19 protein-coding genes are annotated in these 18,347 nt (G+C 38.9%); 8 read left to right on the top strand and 11 right to left on the bottom strand.

Going from position 1 to position 18,347, the window contains the following annotated elements; translation table 11 throughout:
* Positions 1 to 172 precede the first annotated feature (172 nt).
* From pgsA to FHQ08_RS11255, 8 genes are all read right to left on the bottom strand, one after another.
* Positions 173 to 760, bottom strand: coding sequence for a CDP-diacylglycerol--glycerol-3-phosphate 3-phosphatidyltransferase (gene pgsA / locus FHQ08_RS11220; RefSeq protein ID WP_230914480.1), 588 nt, complete (start codon positions 758 to 760; stop codon positions 173 to 175).
* 22 nt (positions 761 to 782) lie between these two features.
* Positions 783 to 1,847, bottom strand: coding sequence for a helix-turn-helix domain-containing protein (locus tag FHQ08_RS11225; protein ID WP_230914481.1), 1,065 nt, complete (start codon positions 1,845 to 1,847; stop codon positions 783 to 785).
* A gap of 82 nt (positions 1,848 to 1,929) precedes the next feature.
* Complete coding sequence (yfmH, locus tag FHQ08_RS11230) at positions 1,930 to 3,237, bottom strand: EF-P 5-aminopentanol modification-associated protein YfmH (protein ID WP_230914482.1); 1,308 nt, start codon at positions 3,235 to 3,237, stop codon at positions 1,930 to 1,932.
* On the bottom strand, positions 3,224 to 4,504 hold the full coding sequence (gene yfmF / locus FHQ08_RS11235; RefSeq protein WP_230914483.1) for an EF-P 5-aminopentanol modification-associated protein YfmF: 1,281 nt from the start codon (positions 4,502 to 4,504) through the stop codon (positions 3,224 to 3,226). The genes yfmH and yfmF overlap by 14 nt, the downstream gene beginning before the upstream one ends.
* A gap of 87 nt (positions 4,505 to 4,591) precedes the next feature.
* The gene (locus FHQ08_RS11240; protein WP_230914484.1) at positions 4,592 to 6,868 is read right to left on the bottom strand and encodes an FtsK/SpoIIIE family DNA translocase; all 2,277 of its coding nucleotides are present in this window, start codon (positions 6,866 to 6,868) and stop codon (positions 4,592 to 4,594) included.
* Between the two features lie 418 nt (positions 6,869 to 7,286).
* Positions 7,287 to 7,691: a DUF1149 family protein gene (locus FHQ08_RS11245; RefSeq protein ID WP_230914485.1), complete on the bottom strand. Its 405-nt coding sequence runs from the start codon at positions 7,689 to 7,691 to the stop codon at positions 7,287 to 7,289.
* 224 nt (positions 7,692 to 7,915) lie between these two features.
* Positions 7,916 to 8,425 carry a tRNA (cytidine(34)-2'-O)-methyltransferase gene (locus FHQ08_RS11250; RefSeq protein ID WP_230914486.1) on the bottom strand — a complete coding sequence of 170 codons (510 nt, stop codon included), beginning with the start codon at positions 8,423 to 8,425 and terminating at the stop codon, positions 7,916 to 7,918.
* Positions 8,426 to 8,644: 219 nt separating this feature from the next.
* Positions 8,645 to 9,484, bottom strand: a complete 840-nt coding sequence (locus FHQ08_RS11255) for a methyltransferase domain-containing protein (protein WP_230914487.1) — start codon at positions 9,482 to 9,484, stop codon at positions 8,645 to 8,647.
* Between the two features lie 73 nt (positions 9,485 to 9,557).
* On the opposite strand from FHQ08_RS11255, the gene FHQ08_RS11260 reads away from it, so the two are divergent.
* From FHQ08_RS11260 to FHQ08_RS11280, 5 genes are all read left to right on the top strand, one after another.
* Positions 9,558 to 10,502 carry a magnesium transporter CorA family protein gene (locus FHQ08_RS11260; RefSeq protein WP_230914488.1) on the top strand — a complete coding sequence of 315 codons (945 nt, stop codon included), beginning with the start codon at positions 9,558 to 9,560 and terminating at the stop codon, positions 10,500 to 10,502.
* A 27-nt stretch (positions 10,503 to 10,529) separates the two neighbouring features.
* Entirely contained in the window at positions 10,530 to 10,922 is a 393-nt protein-coding gene (locus tag FHQ08_RS11265; protein ID WP_230914489.1) for an OsmC family protein, read from the top strand.
* A gap of 272 nt (positions 10,923 to 11,194) precedes the next feature.
* Complete coding sequence (locus FHQ08_RS11270; protein WP_230914490.1) at positions 11,195 to 12,184, top strand: GMP reductase; 990 nt, start codon at positions 11,195 to 11,197, stop codon at positions 12,182 to 12,184.
* 123 nt (positions 12,185 to 12,307) lie between these two features.
* Complete coding sequence (rpsN, locus tag FHQ08_RS11275) at positions 12,308 to 12,577, top strand: 30S ribosomal protein S14 (protein WP_230914491.1); 270 nt, start codon at positions 12,308 to 12,310, stop codon at positions 12,575 to 12,577.
* Positions 12,578 to 12,838: 261 nt separating this feature from the next.
* Positions 12,839 to 13,165, top strand: a complete 327-nt coding sequence (locus tag FHQ08_RS11280; RefSeq protein ID WP_230914492.1) for a transposase — start codon at positions 12,839 to 12,841, stop codon at positions 13,163 to 13,165.
* 437 nt (positions 13,166 to 13,602) lie between these two features.
* Here the strand turns inward: FHQ08_RS11280 and FHQ08_RS11285 are convergent, their stop codons facing one another.
* Positions 13,603 to 14,796 (bottom strand): AI-2E family transporter, encoded by a 1,194-nt coding sequence (locus FHQ08_RS11285; RefSeq protein ID WP_230914493.1) that lies wholly within the window; start codon positions 14,794 to 14,796, stop codon positions 13,603 to 13,605.
* A gap of 65 nt (positions 14,797 to 14,861) precedes the next feature.
* Positions 14,862 to 15,236 (bottom strand): PTS glucitol/sorbitol transporter subunit IIA, encoded by a 375-nt coding sequence (locus FHQ08_RS11290; RefSeq protein ID WP_230914494.1) that lies wholly within the window; start codon positions 15,234 to 15,236, stop codon positions 14,862 to 14,864.
* Between the two features lie 115 nt (positions 15,237 to 15,351).
* Here FHQ08_RS11290 and FHQ08_RS11295 point away from each other — a divergent pair, with 115 nt between their 5' ends.
* From FHQ08_RS11295 to FHQ08_RS11305, 3 genes are all read left to right on the top strand, one after another.
* Positions 15,352 to 16,377 (top strand): lactonase family protein, encoded by a 1,026-nt coding sequence (locus tag FHQ08_RS11295; protein WP_230914495.1) that lies wholly within the window; start codon positions 15,352 to 15,354, stop codon positions 16,375 to 16,377.
* Between the two features lie 206 nt (positions 16,378 to 16,583).
* Positions 16,584 to 17,417 carry an undecaprenyl-diphosphate phosphatase gene (locus FHQ08_RS11300; RefSeq protein ID WP_230914496.1) on the top strand — a complete coding sequence of 278 codons (834 nt, stop codon included), beginning with the start codon at positions 16,584 to 16,586 and terminating at the stop codon, positions 17,415 to 17,417.
* Between the two features lie 19 nt (positions 17,418 to 17,436).
* Positions 17,437 to 18,078 carry a copper homeostasis protein CutC gene (locus tag FHQ08_RS11305; protein ID WP_230914497.1) on the top strand — a complete coding sequence of 214 codons (642 nt, stop codon included), beginning with the start codon at positions 17,437 to 17,439 and terminating at the stop codon, positions 18,076 to 18,078.
* A 29-nt stretch (positions 18,079 to 18,107) separates the two neighbouring features.
* On the opposite strand, the gene FHQ08_RS11310 is transcribed toward FHQ08_RS11305, so the two are convergent.
* The coding region (locus FHQ08_RS11310) for a hypothetical protein (protein WP_407929216.1) at positions 18,108 to 18,347 on the bottom strand (240 nt) is incomplete at its 5' end.

An 18,347-nucleotide genomic window follows, 5' to 3' on the forward strand; every position in this document is an offset into this window, starting at 1 on the left:
GAACATCCAATATTCTATCTGAAAAGAGGGCTTTTTTGCATAGCAATTGAACACCCACCCGCATAGCGGGTGGTTTACTGTTTCGTACCTTATGGTACTCAACTAGGTCTAAAGACACTAAAAAAAGGGTTCGTCACAAATTTTCATTTGTCTCAAACCCACTTGAATATTACTATTCTTTTGATGAATCAGAAAAAACATGCCGATTTTGAATGAAATAATCTGCACCAGAATATATCGTAAAGAATAAACAAATGTATAGCATAATTGCACCAAAAGGAATATGGATCATTGCAAAAAAAACATCATGCAACAGCAAAAAGATAATTGCCAACATTTGTGTTGTCGTTTTAATTTTACCTGGCATAGCAGCAGCCATTACTTGACCGTTCTGTTCAACAATCAATAATCGCAAGCCTGTCACTGCTAACTCTCGACAAACAATAATCGACACGACCCATGCAGGTGCCAATTTCAAAGCAACCAAAAAAATAAAAGCGGTCATTACGATCATCTTGTCAGCTAGAGGATCAGCAAATTTACCAAAGTTGGTTACTAAGTGCTGTGCTCGAGCAATCTTACCGTCCAATAGATCAGTCAAGGAGGCGACAATAAAGACAATAGCTGCAGCCAAATGCCTGGTTGGGATCGTAGTTCCTAAGCCAGTAAGTTGCCCCCAATTTAATGGTAATGCTAAAAGTAAAATAAACACAGGAATCAAAATAATACGAAAAACAGTCAGTTTATTCGGTAAATTCATTTCAAGTGCTCCTAATTAATTGTTATTGGTTGGTGGTTGCGTTAGTCCGATTAGTAGTGGCCCCTGTTGTTGCCGTTCCTGTGGTTGATTGCGCCGTCGTACTTTGTGTTGTGTTTTGATTTGTAGTTGCTGCGTTTGTACCAGTCTGGCCAGCGATCCTAAAGGTATAATTTTGAACGACCGTGGCTGTTGTTGGCAGCTTGACCGTAGTGTCATTTACCTTTAACTCAGTTACTGGTGCATTACCAGTCGTTACAACAAAAGATGTAATACCATTAGGCAGACTGACGCTTTGAGCCCGCTGGCTAGAAACACTACCCTGCCATTGTGTACTGCCATTCGCAACCACTGTGATCCAAGCTGTGGCGCTCTTAGTACTAAGCGTCAATGTGTTGTTTGCAGACGGATAATTACTTAATTCGAAGGTCTGCCCATTAGCTGTTTTGGTACCTGAAGTTACTTTTAAATCCGTTGTTGCCTGTTTTGCCTTGCGGCTATTTTGTTTTGCAGCTAAGCTTGCTTGCTTACTTGAAACAGACGCTGAGCGTTTCGATGAGGCGCTGGCCGCTTTCTTGGAACTACTGCGTTCGTCAGTGACTTTAACTGACGAACGAGATTCTACCGCTTGTTGATCACTGTTCGAGTGCCGATGACTCAAGGCAATCGCATAAATACCGACAATCAAAATAATTACCACCGCAATAATAATAATCTGGGGTAAATAAGCCCGAATACGTTCAAAACGGGGTGCGGTACTTTCAGTTAACGTTCGTTGATTTTTAGCCTCTGAAGCAGTGGCTTCCTTCGATTTTACTTCGTCCGCTGTATCAGTTGTTTCTGGAGTTGATTCAGTTACCTGATCATGTTGCTGATATTCTTGCAGTAACGCTTGCCCATCCAAGCCGACCGTCTGGGCATACTGTTTGATAAAAGCATTGACATAAAATTTCCCAGGTAATTGATCAAACTTGCCTTCTTCGATTGCTAATAAATAGCGTTTCTGAATTTTGGTTATTTGTTGAAGATCATCAATTGTGTATCCTTTATCGATCCGTGCCTGGCGCAACTTTTGTCCGAGCTCATTCATTAAATTCACCTACTAAAATATTATCAAGTCGAGTATAACATAGCTAAATTATTGTTTACAGAAAACCCCAATATTTTAAATATTATTTTTCATTTTCAGTTTGCTTAGGGACGACGTGGAATACACTCGTATTATCATGTAAAAAGTAAGCCGCAGCCAAATCCTGTAAGTCAGTGATCGTCAGGTCATTGATAATTTGCCAAACATCAAAAATCGTTGCCTCGTTAAAATTATTGTTGTTATATAAATTAGCAATACTTTCTAAAGAATTAAAGCTGAATAGCAGTTCACCAATTCTCTTTTGTTTCAGCCGTTGTAGATGTTCAGCCGTCAAATCAGGGCTATCCTTAGCTGTTTCCAACAAATTTAAAATTGTATCTGAAAACTTACCTGGATCTTCAGCATCGCCATAGAGCATCACAAAATTTGCTGATCGTTCATACATAACTTCAAATCCAAAGCTATCATCCACAATTCCTTGACGATAAAGTTCAGCAAAGTTTTGGGAGGAAACCCCGAATAACATTTGTAATAAAAATTGTAATTTGATTTTACGAACTAAACCAGATCGATCAATAGTTGATTCATCAGGTCCCTTGACACCAACAAAACTTTTGCTACGTTTTACTGGCATTTCCGCAAAACGGTAAATCATGATATCTTCAGGGCTTTGATCATTCAGCGTTGCTCTTTTAGGCCGTTTGTTAGCTTCAAAATGCTTCGTTGCTTGATTTTCCTGAATCCACGTCGCCAATTGTTGTGGATCTAATGGGCTAGCAATGAATAAATTCATATTCTTAGGTACATAAAATGTGCGGTATGCTTCATAAAGCGCTGCTGGTGTAATTTGATCAATCGATTGCACGGTTCCAGCAATATCCAAATGTATGGGGTGATTTGGAAAAAGGTTGCCAATCAAGCCCATCTCCCCACGCCAGTCAGCGTCGTCATCATACATTTTAATTTCCTGGGCAATAATACCCTTTTCTTTAGCTACTGATGCCTCAGAAAAATAGGGGTCCTGAACAAAATCCAACAAAATATCCAAATTTTCATGGACATAATCTGTACTAGAAAACAAATAACTCGTCTTTGTATAAGACGTAAATGCATTTGCATCCGCACCGTATTTACCAAATAAATCAAAGGCATCATGGTCAGCCTTTTCAAACATTTTATGTTCCAAAAAGTGCGCTATGCCAGCCGGATAATGCTTTACTTCAGCTGAGCCCACTGGTGCAAAGTTAATATCAATTGAACCATAATTTGTTGTCAAAATTGCGAAGGTTTTATGATAATTTTGTTTCGGCAAAATATTGACCTGCAACCCATTATCTAACACGATTTGATGTAGCTGTTCACCAATCTCGGAAAAATTAATTGTTTTCATCAGACCGCCTTCCTTCAAGCGCAAAAACTGCTTGTAATTTAAATTGTGCCGCCGCTGCTTGAATCTGAGCCAAATCAACTTGTTGAATTTTCGTTTTAAAGGTTTCAGAATCCATTATGACTCTGGGTTCTAAAAACTGAAATAAATAACGCAAATTACGGCCAAATGGTGCATCAGACCGCATCGCAAACTGATCGATCAGTAGTGTTTTTGCATTATCAACCAAAGTCTGGGCAACTTGCCCAGTGCTTAAAGCTGATAACTGAGCTGTAATACTATCAATCACCTTTTGTTTTTGTTTTAAATCGATACCAGTCTGTACCAAAATTGTCCCCGTAAAAGCATCAAAGCTGCTGCTGGCATAGTAGGCCAAACTTTGCTTTTCACGAACATTCATAAACAGCAATGACTGGGCAGACCCGCCAAAAATCGTGTTAGCTAATAAAAAGGCAAAATATCCCTCATGATAATAGTGAACGGGCGCTTGAAACATCATATTCAACTTGCTTTGAACCACATCAGCCTGCTGTTGCATGGATTTGACTTTTTGAAATAAAGGCTGCGCATAATATAACGCAATCTTTTCGCGATTTCGAGCAACCAATTCTGGCCAGTCAAATAATTTCCTCAGTTGTGCTTCAGTCACATCACCGGTTACCGTGATCACAATTTCATTGGCTGCCAGCATATGCCGATAGTAAGTATATAAGTTATCTGCAGTAATTTGTTGGAGATCAGCAAGTGTCCCCAAGCTTGAACTACTTAGGGGTGCATCTTCACCAAAGTACAATTGTCGTGTCGCCAGCATCGCTGCGTATTGCTTATCATCAAGGTAGGCCCCTAAGCGATGACTTAAGTTTTGTTGCTCTCTTTGAAAAATTGTCGTATCAAAAGCGTCAGCGCTTGTTTCTAATGCGGGTTGAAACAGTGCCAAGCGCACATCTGCTAATAAATCAGTAAAAATGTCAGCAGTCGTTGGCAAGAACTTAGGATCGGCACAAATACTGCTCACGCTCAAAACAGAAATATTTCCTTGCAAATATTGACTAAATGAATAATCGGCACCATAAAGTTGCTCTAATTCAGTAGCAATTTGATCTGGGGTTTGATATTTTGCATTACTATTCTCTAAAATTTGTGCAAGTAGCGCACGCTTTGAGATATTTTTCTTTGTTGCTTTTTCAAGAAAGTTGATTGTAAAATTAATCGTTTTGAACTTATTAGTCGGATCAATTTGTAAATAGATTCCTGGCTTGAGTTCAATCATAAAAATGCCTCCAAACGGCATCTGCCTTTAGTTATTTAGAACTAATAAATCATATCAAAAAAAACGTTTTCTGACAAAAAGCGGTAGTCAATCCGGATTAGGTTCTGTTTTAGGGCGTAAAACTTTACGCGGCTTACTACCTTCAGAAGGCCCTACAATGCCGCGTGCCTCCATCTCATCTACTAAACGTGCGGCATGATTATAGCCAATACGAAAGCGCCGTTGCAGCATGGACACACTCGCTTTTTGTTCTTGGGTGACTAAATCCACTGCCTGCTGATAATATTCGTCTTCTGGTTCATCTAAATGATCTGCAATATCCTCATCACTGGGCACCATTGCTTCATCATAATTAGCGGCTTGTTGCTCAGAGACATATTTAACAACGGCTTCCACATCTTCGACTGGAATGAACGCCCCCTGAACTCGAATGGGTTTATTCGTCCCAATCGGTGAAAACAACATGTCGCCACGGCCTAATAATTTTTCAGCCCCAACTGTATCCAAAATTGTGCGCGAATCAATCCCACTCGAAACAGCGAAAGCGATTCGAGAAGGAATATTAGCTTTGATCAATCCTGTAATCACATCCACAGAAGGTCGCTGAGTTGCAATGATCATGTGTATCCCGGCAGCTCGTGCCATCTGAGCTAGTCGAACAATAGCCCCTTCAACTTCGTTACCAGCAACCATCATCAAATCGGATAATTCATCTACAACAATAACAATATATGGTAAGAACTCCAGCGCATCATTTTTGCTAGATAAGCGATTAAACTCGGTTAAATTTCGAACGCCATTATCCGCAAATAATTGATACCGACGCTCCATTTCTTTAACAGCCTTATTCAAGGCACCAGCAGCTCGTTTGGCATCAGTAACTACCGGAATCAATAGATGTGGAACCCCATTATACACATTTAACTCTACCATTTTGGGATCCACTAACATCAAACGAACTTGCTGCGGCGTTGCACGCATTAAAATACTGGTGATGATCGTGTTGATCGCAACTGATTTTCCGCTGCCAGTAGACCCAGCAATTAGTAAATGCGGCATTTTCGTCAAATCGGCAGAGATAATCTGACCAGTAACATCTTTACCCAGCGGTACTTCCAAAATTTTATCAGGATGTTGTGGTTGTTGTGCCACCACATCACGAAACGACACAGTTGCCACTTGCTGATTAGGCACTTCAATACCAACATAAGGTTTCCCTGGAATAGGCGCTTCAATTCTAATATCTTTAGCAGCTAGCGCCATAGCTAAGTCGTCTGCTAAATTGACAATTTTGCTAACTTTGACCCCTACGGCTGGCTGAACCTCGTATTTAGTGATCGATGGCCCTAGACTAGCACTTTTAACACTAACTTCAACGCCAAAGGAAGCTAATGTTTCTTTCAATTTACCCCGATTTTTCTCAATTGAACGATATTCTTTGCTTTGATCCGTCTGCCCCATCTCAGTCAACAGATCCACACTTGGTAATTGGTAGTCTGAATTATTCGCCGGTGCTGCAAAGGTTGGTACTGGCGTTGTTTTCTCTGTATTCGCCTGTTTTACTGGTGCCACTGGTGTTTGCGGTTCTGGTCCATGAATTTGAAAAGATTCAGTGGGTGTTTTAGGATCGGTAACTGACGTCGGTACTTGTTCATCGGTAGCTATTGGGGCTGGTACTTTAGTCCTCGATTTTGTTGGTGCTTTTTTCGGCCGACGTTGGTGCTGCCTATCCTGAATAAAGTTTTGGATCACAGCTATCACGTGTTGTGCGCTGGCACCCACACCGGTGGCAATTCGCCGTAAAATTGCCACAATACTTGTTAAGGGAATTGAAAAAACAACAATGACGCCACTAAAAATGATCAATCCGGCAATCAAATATGTCCCAATTTGTGAAAATAAAGGATAACTTAACGTGTAAAGTAAGGCGCCTAACATACCGCCACCGACATTTTCAGTAACTGCAAAGCGGCTAAAATCAGCACTCAGATTTAATAATCGCGCCGCCAAAAAATTCGTATGAATGTTCAGCTGATTAAAGGTATAGGCATCTAGACCTAACAAAACACCCACAAAAATTAGACTGCTGCCTACCACATAATGTGGTTTGATCGTAGGATTCTTGCCTTTTAACAGTAAACAGCCACCATAGAACCCCAACACAATTGTTAAGATTTGATACAGACTACCCCCGATAAATCTGAGCGAGTTGGCAAATAAACTACCAACGGCACCTAATTTAAAAAATGCGAAAATAGCGATCAATAACAAAATAAAGCCAATCAAGTTGTTAGATAGATCAACCGTCTTTTTAGTATTGCGTTTTGTTGTTTTTCTCCGGGATGTTTTCCTTGCTTGAGCCAATTAAAACCGCTCCAATACTATATTTATATCGAATGTAACAAAAAAAGATTTGAAATAACAGACTTTAAAGCCAAAATTACGAAAAGTTTAGAGAGCTGTTACTTTATTCATGTGTTGCCCTCTGGCACATGTTTAAAATTTAATGATTCACAAACAAATAGTGGCTAAAAACAAAACGTTAGTTTTGTCCCAGCCACCCTCATGATTTTATGCATATTTCTATTTTTAAATGTATCCCAAGAAACAATGATATCACCTAACAACACGTTGCTTAAATGAAAACAGCTACCACTGCCCATGATTCTTGTTAAGGCCCAAGCGTTAAGTGTCTTTTATCTCATGTGCATAACATAAGCGACACATTAAAATATATGAACACACTTCTGATTATAATTATATCAACGAACCATTGTGGCCGTCAGGAATCATCATCTGTAGACTGAGCATGAAAGTTTAACTGTACGCCACGGTTTAGCGCCACTGATGTGACAGAATAAGTTAAAGTTTCAACGTACTCAACTAATGGTCGTGAAAATTTTTCTAACTCTTCCGGTGGTAGTTCACTAGCATGGCCGTGAAAATCAATGACTTGTAGATAACGGCTGATTGTACCAGAAACGTGAAAAGCCTCCCCAGGCGGTGTGATATCAAAAGGAACATTGATTTCAAAAAAGTTCCCCTGTTTCGTCTCTTTCTCAGCTTCTCCTTCGGGAACAACATCTCGAACGGAGATCTGAATATCTTGATTTCCTTGTGCGCCAGCATTTTCCAACATATCAAAGTGAAAACTCTTCACAGTGATGGGAAATTTGTTACTTTTCATGTTGAACTCCCCTTTACTAAGTTCAATTAAAGCAATAATTGGCTAAGCTGACAACTACTTTTTAAGAATTTTTTAAGTGAAAAGCTATATTTAAAACAAATCCAATAATTTTACTAAAATCATTTTTTGACAACTATCCTTAAAAAAGTATTTTAATGCTTTTATTGTGCTGCGTAGACAGGCATCGTTGCATCTAGACTTTAACGTCCGCACATAGTCCCTTATTATTTTAACTTATCGTGTGGATAGCGATGACTTTTTTCTAAGCCAGCAAAATTTTGCTGCCGTAGAGCTTCAAAAATGACGATTGCGGCACTATTAGACAAATTTAGTGCCCGTACCTTATCTGTCATTGGGATACGTAAGGCCTTATCTGGATTTGCACGCATAAATGGCTCCGGCAGCCCAGTTGTCTCCTTACCAAATAAAAAATAGTGATCTTTAGTTATGTCACTATAATCTGGATCTGTATAAACTTGATCCGAGAACTTAGTGATCAAATATAAAAACTGTTTATCAGGAATCGTTGCTAAAAAAGCGTCTAAGTCGTCATGATAGTGAATATTCACATTATCCCAATAATCCAATCCAGCCCGTTTTAATGACTTGTCATCCGTCCGAAACCCCAAAGGATAAATTAGGTCAAGAACAGTATCTGTTGCCGCACAAGTTCGAGCAATATTACCAGTATTAGAGGGCATTAATGGTTCAAATAAAGCAATATGATTCGTCATAAATATGTACTCCTTGTTCCATTCAATTGAAGTGATCAATTAAAAAAAGCATAAAAAAAACGCATCGTTTCGGTGATAGGCCACAGCAAAACGTTACGTTAGTAAGATTTTTGATCATAACCTTTTATCAAAATAACTTCTGAGAAAAGCCTGTGAAAAAAACCTTGAAATTAATATATCACTGCTTGTTATTTTTTTCAATAAAAATTTACCTTTTTTTCACAATTTTACAATAGCCAAAGTTAAATCAACGGTTACGGTTGTCAATTGATCTAATTGAATTTGATTAAAGTCGTGCCGCCGTACCCACGTTAGCGGCGTCATTGCAAACAAGTGAGGGCGCATCGCTGCCGGTACCGGCCATTGATATTCAATTTTCTGAAAATTAGCTTGCGGATATTGCGCTTTAAAATGATTTTGAACCGGCGCCGGGTCATAAATTGCGTTGGGTCCAGTCGGATACACTAGCTGCCGCAGTTCCTGTAAATAACGGGCATTAGGCATTATTTTCAAAATCTGACCATGTTTTTGCAATACACGCTGAAATTCCTGATAATTTGCTGGTGATAAAAAGTTGATCACATCCGAAAATTGGTGATCTGCAAAGGGCATATGTGCTAAGTCACCCACAAAGAATAAACAATCCTGACGGCTATCAGTTCCCGAAGTTGCTAACTCAATCGCAGGTTTAGAAATATCAAAAGCAAAATAATGCCCCGAATGCTGTGCCGCAATTGCTTTGATTTGACTGCCTTCCCCGCAACCGGCATCAATCACCATCTGCCCATAAAGTTGCTGGCTAAGCTGTTCTATGACGGGTGCGAACAAACCATGATGAATTACAGTTCGTCGGTGTTGCAGCATATCAGTATCATATTCAGTCGTTACCGGCGCCCGCAGGAAAAATAAACTACCCTTTTTTGAAATATTAAAACTGTGCTGATTCGGACATTTCAAAGTTGCCGCTTCAACCGTTGTAAATGGTTGTTCACAAAACGGACAACGCAATTGAGCTAAATGACGTTGTATAAATTGGTGCGCCATTATATTTTTTTTCAAGTTGTTAGCCCCTTTATAAGCGTTATGTTAAACTACTTTGTGTATATCATGGAACAAGTAAGGGAGAAGAATCATGCTGATCACCTATGATTATGATAGCAAGAACCAACTAGTCAAACAATCTAAAATCAAAAAGGGCATGTGGCTGAATGCCATTGACCCCACGCCGGAAGAAATTAAAGAGATCCAGCAAAAAACCAATGTCCCCATGGATTATATTTATTATAGTTTAGATAGAGATGAGAGCGCGCGCACGGAATACGATGAAGATTATCATACCACGCTGATCATCTTTGACGTACCACAAATCAAACGACAGAAAGAGCATAAATTCACTTACCGCACCACGCCAGTTGGTATTATCATCAAACAAGACTATCTCATTACCATCAGTATTACCCGAAAACCATTTCTAGACTCTTTTTCTGATAATCGCCGCCCGTTGGATATCAAAAATCCCAATAAAGCTAGTTTGCAGATCATTAGTCATGTCATTTCAAATTATCAACGCTACTTAAAGGACATGAATCGCGTTCGAGAACAAGTAGAAAATAGGCTGCAAGATTCTTTACAAAATGATCAATTATATAGTTTGATGGGCGTTCAGCGGGGTTTGGTCTATTTTTTACTTTCGCTGCGAACCGACCGAAACGTTCTTGAAAACTTACGTCGGGCCCCTACTTTTCACCTAAGTGAGGTTAATTACGATTATTTAGATGACATTATCATTGAAAATCAACAGGCAGTAGAAATGGCACAGATATCCAATTCAATCATTAATGAAACCACAGATACGTATTCTTCGATTATCAACAATAATATGAACCAAGTTATGAAATTTCTAACGACTTATTCCATTATTTTGACAATTCCCACATTAGTTTTTTCATTCTATGGCATGAATGTCGACTTGCCCCTAGCTAGATCCCATGCTAGCTGGATCATCACGATCATTATTTCCCTAGTTATTTCGTTAGTACTAGCTTTTCGCTTTTGGCAGAAACGTTATTTCAAGTAACCATTCGCTTTTGAGGAGGTTTTCATAATGGAAAAACATTTAACGGTACATTTAAATGAAAATGGCATGGTCATGGAAAATAAGGGTCAAATTCTACACATTGGCCACGACCAAGGTGAGATTTCGCCCGTCAAATTATTGCAAACGGCTGCGGCAGCTTGCTCATTAGGTACTTTTAGAATCATCTTAAATAACTCTAAAATTGCCTTCGATGACTTAAGTATTGATAGCACGATGATTCAAGACGACCATTTACCAAACCAAGTCCGTCAAATGGACCTAACGATCACAGTCACTAATGCTCAGGCAGATGAAGAAAAATTACAGCGTATCTTAGCAATGACGACGCGTACTTGTACAGTTGTTCAATCAATTAAGGATAGTATTGAAATTCATGAGCATTTGCGAATTTTACCTTGATTCGTAATTTTCGTGGATCATTTTGACGCATAAGCACTAGTAATGTTCGCTTATAATAAATACGAATTAGTCATTCAAATTGTGGCCGATAGTTCATGAATTAAGATGTATTATATATATTTAAGTATTCTTTGTTCGCAAATTCATTTTTTTGCGAATATTTCGCTTTATTCCTTGACTTTTATTAATGTATTAGTTAAATTATACAAGGCTCATAAATAAGCCTTGTATTTTTTATTATTCGGTTTTAGTGAATAGGAGCGAAATCAATTATGATTAATGAATTACAAGTTTTTGACTATGAAGATATTCAATTGATTCCTAATAAGTGCATTATTAAAAGTCGTTCAGAAGCAGACACTACCGTTACATTTGGCGATCGTACTTTTAAGATTCCAGTCGTACCGGCAAACATGCAAACGATTATTGACGCCCCGCTGGCCGAATGGTTAGCTCGCAATGGCTACTTTTACATTATGCACCGCTTTGAACCGGAAACACGCCTAGATTTTGTAAAAAATATGCATCAAAAAAACCTTTATGCCTCTATCAGCGTTGGTGTTAAAGACGATGAATATAATTTCATTGAAGCTTTAGCCGCTGAAGGTGAAGTTCCTGAATACATTACGATTGATATTGCGCATGGTCATTCTCAAACCGTGATCGATATGATTCAACATATCAAACATTATTTGCCCCAAGCTTTTGTGATTGCTGGTAATGTTGGTACACCTGAAGGCGTCCGCGAATTAGAAAATGCTGGCGCTGACGCCACAAAAGTTGGTATTGGCCCTGGCAAGGTCTGCATCACTAAAATCAAAACTGGTTTTGGTACTGGTGGTTGGCAGTTAGCAGCTCTACGCTGGTGTGCTAAAGCTGCCCGCAAACCAATCATTGCCGATGGTGGTGTGCGTACCCACGGTGATATTGCAAAATCTATACGTTTTGGTGCTTCAATGGTTATGATCGGCTCCCTATTTGCTGGCCATGAAGAGACACCTGGCAAGACAATTGAACAAGATGGTAAGGTATATAAAGAATATTACGGTTCTGCATCTCAATATCAAAAAGGATCTCATCATAATGTAGAAGGCAAAAAAATGCTAATTCCATATAAAGGATCTATTGCTGATACTTTGACTGAAATGCATGAAGACCTGCAATCATCTATTTCTTATGCCGGCGGCCGTGACCTAGCTTCGCTAAAGACAGTTGATTATGTCATCGTTAAAAATTCAATTTTTAATGGCGACACGATGTAGTCACTTACTTTTCAAAAGTAACTCATTTGTGTTATAGTAGTAGTTGACTTTGCTTGCTAACGAATTTAACGAACAAATAACAAACACTGCATCAGCTAAACTAACAAATGAGGTGAAAGGTTTATGGCAAAAAAATCTAAGATTGCAAAAGAGAAGAAAATCGAAGCAACAGTTGCAAAATATGCAGAGATTCGCGAAGAATTAAAAGCAAAAGGTGATTACGCTGGTCTGCAAAAATTACCACGCAACGCTTCGCCAGTTCGCATCCATCACCGTGATCAACTTGACGGTCGGCCCCATGCTTACATGCGTAAGTTTGGCATGTCTCGTTTAAACTTTCGGCAATTGGCTCACAAGGGCCAAATTCCTGGTGTCAAAAAAGCTAGTTGGTAAATTTGTCCCAATATCTATAAAAAAACATACTAAGATTAGATCTGTTGATGAAGTATATTCTTACTTCGGTCAACAGATCTTTTTTTGATTAATTATAAAAATACCGTTCACTCATTGGGGCTTCAAGCCCGTAAAAAAAACTGGCTTTCACTGCTATCTTCTGTTAATCAATTTTAAGTTTGTGGCGCTTCGAGCTCGGGTATCGGAAATGAGATCCAGAATTAGCTAGTGTTCTAATCACAAGAAAGAAGATGTTGTTCGATGACCGATCTAATCGGCATCGACTTAAGACAATACCAATCTGGTACTTACCGAGCGATTGATCATATCAATAAACGTGGCGATCCTTACGCTCGCAACTTATTTTGTTTAACAGTGGCCAATATGCGTCGAGTCCATGGCTTGACCAAGGTGCCCAATCATATTGTCGACTTTTATTATCGCTTACGAAAAAAAGGACCTCATCCAAAACTGGATAAGGTCGCAACGGTGGCTTGCATGAATAAACTGGTCAAATGTCTGTTTGTCATGATTAAAAGTCACCAAACATATGACTATAAGTCATATCACGGGCTCGAAGCCCAATAAGGCCTAACGCCTTATAAAATAAAGTATACCACGATATGGATCTAAAAAAACAACTGATCGCGGTGTATTTGAGTTACCCTAATTTTTTACCCCCATGGGGGTAAAGAGATGCTTAAGTGACAGGAACTCTACACAAACAGATATTGATTCATTGACAGATCATTTAGTTGAAATTAACACTTGACTAATCGTAGGAAGAGAGTAAGACAAAAGGCGCTCAGCACCCTTACCTAAACAAGAATGGCGAAAAATGGCAAGTCCACCATTTGAGCCATTCTTGTTTAGGTAAGGGTGTTGTCTTTTGGAACACGTTTAAAATTGAATTGTTCGTAAACACATAGTGGCTGTAAACAAAACGTTAGTTTTGTCCCAGCCACTTTTTTGTTTGTATCGACTATTCATACCGATAAAACCGACATGAATTTTACTTAATAAAATTAAGATTCGCTTGATTCTGAAGTATTCATTCGATTATCATTTTGCGTTTCGGCTGCTTTTGAATCATACAATTCAGAATTGCGCGTAAACCAGCGCCATAACTTAACAATGATAATTTTGATCACAGCATACCCAGGAATACCCAAAACAACGCCTAGAAAACCAAATAAGTTGCCTGCAGTCAGTAATACCAAAATCGTCGTTACCGGATGCATCTCTAACTTGCTCCCCATCACTAAAGGTGAAATCACTCGACCTTCGATCGTTTGTTCGATCAAAAATACGATCAAGACTTTGATCAACATGGACACAGATGTAAAGCCAGCAATTACCAAAGAAGGCAAAATAGCTAAGAATGATCCCACGTAAGGTACTAAGTTCAAGATACCCGCTAAAATACCCAAAGGAAAGGCATATTTCTGACCAACGATCAAATAGCCAACGGAAAACATGACCATTACCCAAAATGCCACTGTTAATTGACCACGGATATAAGAGCTAATGGAATTATTGATTTCTGTCAAAGTTGTTTGCGTTGAAGGCCGCAGCCGTGTCGGAACCAGTTTGACAAGCCCTGTTTTAAATTTTCCGCCATCCTTTAACATAAAGAACAGAATAAAGGGTGCGGTAATCACATTGACGATAATTGTTGTTACTGTCCCCACTGCCGAGCCAATATTTGAAAAGGTGCTGACAAAATTTTTCTGAAACCAGCTGCCGATACTTTTGGTAATTGTATCTGTCGAAGCATTGAGCTGATCCTTAATTGGCCGGAAACTTGGCTGCCCAGAAATATTTTTTAACCAGTCCTGAACAGCTTGCCAGTACTGCGGCCAATTGGCGACGAGTGATTGTGTCTGCTTTTGAATATAAGGAATCAATAAGCTAATGCCCAGAGCCAACAAACCTACTAATAAAATAAATAGGATCGTAATAGATACCATCCGCTTCCAATGCCATTTTCTTTCCAATAACGCCACTAAAGGTTCCATTAGATAATAAAAAACGGCAGCTAAAAAAATAGGCGGTGCAACAACATTCAAGAACTTCCCTACTGGTGCAAATACGAATCTAACCTTGGTGAATAATAAAATGATCAATAAAATGATCAAAATATTTAACAAAAAAACTGTGAATTTATTATTTAGAATCCACTTAAAAAAAATGGACCGCTTTGGTTTATTTTCAATCATGAGCTTCCTTTCTTTCCAATATATCTACCCTAATGTCTCTAAAAGTCGGCGCCAGCTTAATGACATTAGTTGTTATATAAAATTTCTGCCCCTACTGTAAACTTAGGAAATGTATTGTTTTGATTGGCTAAATAGATAGCATTTTGCATCTGATCCTCATCACTAGGATGTTTGAAAATTAAGGTAACGTGTCCAATTGTTGATAGATTATCTTGAACTAACTGGCCAACCTTTTCAATCTTAAATGTCTGACCATCGATTTCAATGGTATCGCCCACTTGTGGGTTTAAATCAACTTGTTGTTTTTTATCTATAAATTTTTGCACCACGGAAACATTTTCAATAACATCAGTTGCCTCTTCACCAAACAAAATAACCATCGGATCTTTTACAGAGATAGCTTTTGCACCAATTTTCTTAATAATCGCCTTTACTTGCATATTGAGTACTCCTTTACTTACATTCATGTTTCAATTGTATCATAGCTCGTCTTATTTGATGCAATTAGCGCCAAGATGCTATGGTATAATTTATGAAGATAAGGAGGCGTTTTTCGTGAAAGAAACTGTACTTTTAGGAGGATATACCCGGCGCACTGGTAAGGGCATTTATCAGGGACAACTCGAGAATAATCAGCTGCATGACATTACGCCATATATTGAAATTGGGGGCCCAACTTATTTTACCGTGGACGAAAAGAACCAGCGTCTGTTCACGATTATGACGGAAGGTGATCAAGGAGGTGTCGCTGCTTATGATTTAAGCGGGGCGCAGCCAAAACTGATCAGTAAGGTTTTACAACCTGGTGCTTCACCAGCTTATATCGCTTATGATCCAAACCGCCAGTTATTGTTTGATGCCAATTATCACAAAGGTTTAGCTAATGCCTATCGTATTGCACCAGACGGCCAATTAGCCTTACTAGACACCTTAAAACATCACGGTAGTGGCCCCAAACCTGAACAAGACAGTGCTCACGTCCACTATATTAACTTAACGCCAGATCAACGCTTGATTGTGTGCGATTTAGGTATCGATCAAGTCAGTGTTTATGACTTTGAAGCTGATCACTTTAAACCGATTGCCACTTATCAAACACAACCGGGATTTGGCCCGCGTCACGTGGTTTTTAATCCGAACCAGTCTGTGGTTTATCTCTTAGGCGAACTTTCTAGCCAAGTAACCGTGTTAGATTATAATGTCCAAACCGGTGCTTTGACCCCGATCCAAACAGAGTCTACAATTCCCGACAATTTTACAGCTCACAATGGCAGTGCGGCGATCAGAATTAGTGCTGACGGTAAGTTCCTCTATGCTTCAAATCGCGGTCATAATTCTATTACCGTTTTTAATATCACAGCTGATGGTCGCCACATCGACTTGATTCAACGGATCAGTACAGAAGGTGACTTCCCGCGCGACTTTAATTTAGATCCCAGTCAAAAATTTATCTTAGCGGCCAACCAGAATTCTGATAATTTAACTTTATATACACGAAATCCTGATTCTGGTTTCTTAACTTTATTAGAAAAAGATATTTCTTGCCCTGAAATCGTGTGTGTGAACTTCTTAAAGGCTTAATATTTCCAAAAAATAAAGCGTCAGGCAATATTATTGTCCGCCGCTTTATTTTTTGTGTCTCAGATTACTAAAAGTTGATGCATCACTTCTAACTTAAATCTATAAAATTTGCTTTAATTCCTTCATAATCATTTCAAAATCTCAAAAATTCAGTATACTTATTCCCGTACTAAAATTTTATAGCCCTATTTCAGGAGGAACATCTGTTGTTTAACATTATTAAAGCTATCATCCTCGGTATTATAGAAGGCATCACCGAATTTCTACCAATTAGTTCTACTGGTCACTTGTATTTAGCTGATGAATTCATTCATTTGAATGAATCGACAGCATTCATCAATATGTTCATGGTCGTGATCCAGCTTGGTGCTATTTTATCAGTTGTCGTCATTTATTTTCAAAAACTTAATCCGTTCTCCTTTAAGAAGAACAGTATTGAAAAACAACAAACCTGGTCACTCTGGGGTAAAGTCATTATTGCTATGATTCCTAGTTTAATCGCTGGACCCCTGCTAAACGACTTCATGGACGACCATTTGACCACTTGGCCAGTTATTGCAACAACTTTGATTGTCTATGGTATTTTATTTATTATCATTGAAAATTACAATAAAACACGGCCAGCCAAAGAAACCAATCTAAATCAAATGAGCTTAAAATTAGCTTTTCTGATCGGTTTATTCCAAGTTCTATCTTTGGTTCCCGGCACTTCAAGATCAGGTGCAACAATCCTAGGCGGCATGGTCGTCGGTGCTTCACGTTTCGTAGCAACAGAGTTTTCATTTTTCTTAGCGATTCCAACAATGGTTGGTGCTTCTGCTTTAAAACTATTTAAGTTTTTCAAAGCTGGTAATGTTTTTACAAGCGCTCAAATGATCGTTTTATTGGTCGGTGTTGTGGTGTCTTTCGTTGTCGCTTATCTATCCATTCGTTTCTTGTTAAATTATATTAAGAAAAATGACTTCAAAGCATTTGGATGGTATCGAATCATACTCGGTGCTATCGTTGTATTGTATTTTGGCTTACGCACAATTCTGTAAGTAAGAAAGGAACGATTTGATGCTCAAGGAAGTTGCCGTTGAAAATTTTACTGATATCCCCGCAGCCATTCAAAATGGTGCGCAGCGTATCGAACTAAATGATAATTTAGCAGTTGGTGGGACAACAGTCAGCCATGGTGTCATGGCTGAAGCAGCCAAATACACTCAAGATAAACATATTGCACTAGTCACTATGATTCGCCCCCGAGGTGGCAACTTTGTCTACAACGATTTAGAGCTTAAAATGATGGAAGCTGATTTGTTTACAGCTCAGTCTTTTGGTGTCGATGGGGTTGCCTTTGGCGCATTGATGCAGGATTACACGTTAGATACCGAGGCTATGGAAATGCTGCTTGGTGCCGCTAATGGTATGGACGTGGTTATGCACATGGCTTTTGACCAAATCCCGGCTGCTGAACAACTATCAACCATTGATTGGCTTGCGGATCATGAAGTAACCCGAATTTTAACGCATGGCTCACCCGATTTAACCACACCAATTAGTGCCAATATTGACCATTTGAAACAATTGATCACTTATGCCCAAGATAAACAGATTACCATCTTACCTGGCGGTGGCATCACTTGGCAAAATGCCACACAGGTTGCGACACAGCTTGGTGTTTCTGAACTTCATGGTACTAAGATCGTTCAATTTTAACACTTCAAAAATTGCCTTTTGGAACACGTTTAAAATACAATCGTTCGTGAAATAATGGAGGCTGGGACATAAGCCACGCAAAATAAAATAATCGTAGTTTTCAGACTGATATTGAATCTGAAAACTACGATTATTTTTTTAGCGATTGATTTTCTAAAAATAACATTGACTTTGAGGGTCAATTTCAACAGATTAGCTGCCATAATTGCAATTCCTGCTTCAGTAGTAACCTTTTCAATCCCACGAACCGAGGTTCGTAGGTACTTCAA

Source organism: Agrilactobacillus fermenti (genome assembly GCF_021030645.1).
GTDB classification, from domain to species: Bacteria; Bacillota; Bacilli; order Lactobacillales; family Lactobacillaceae; genus Agrilactobacillus; species Agrilactobacillus fermenti.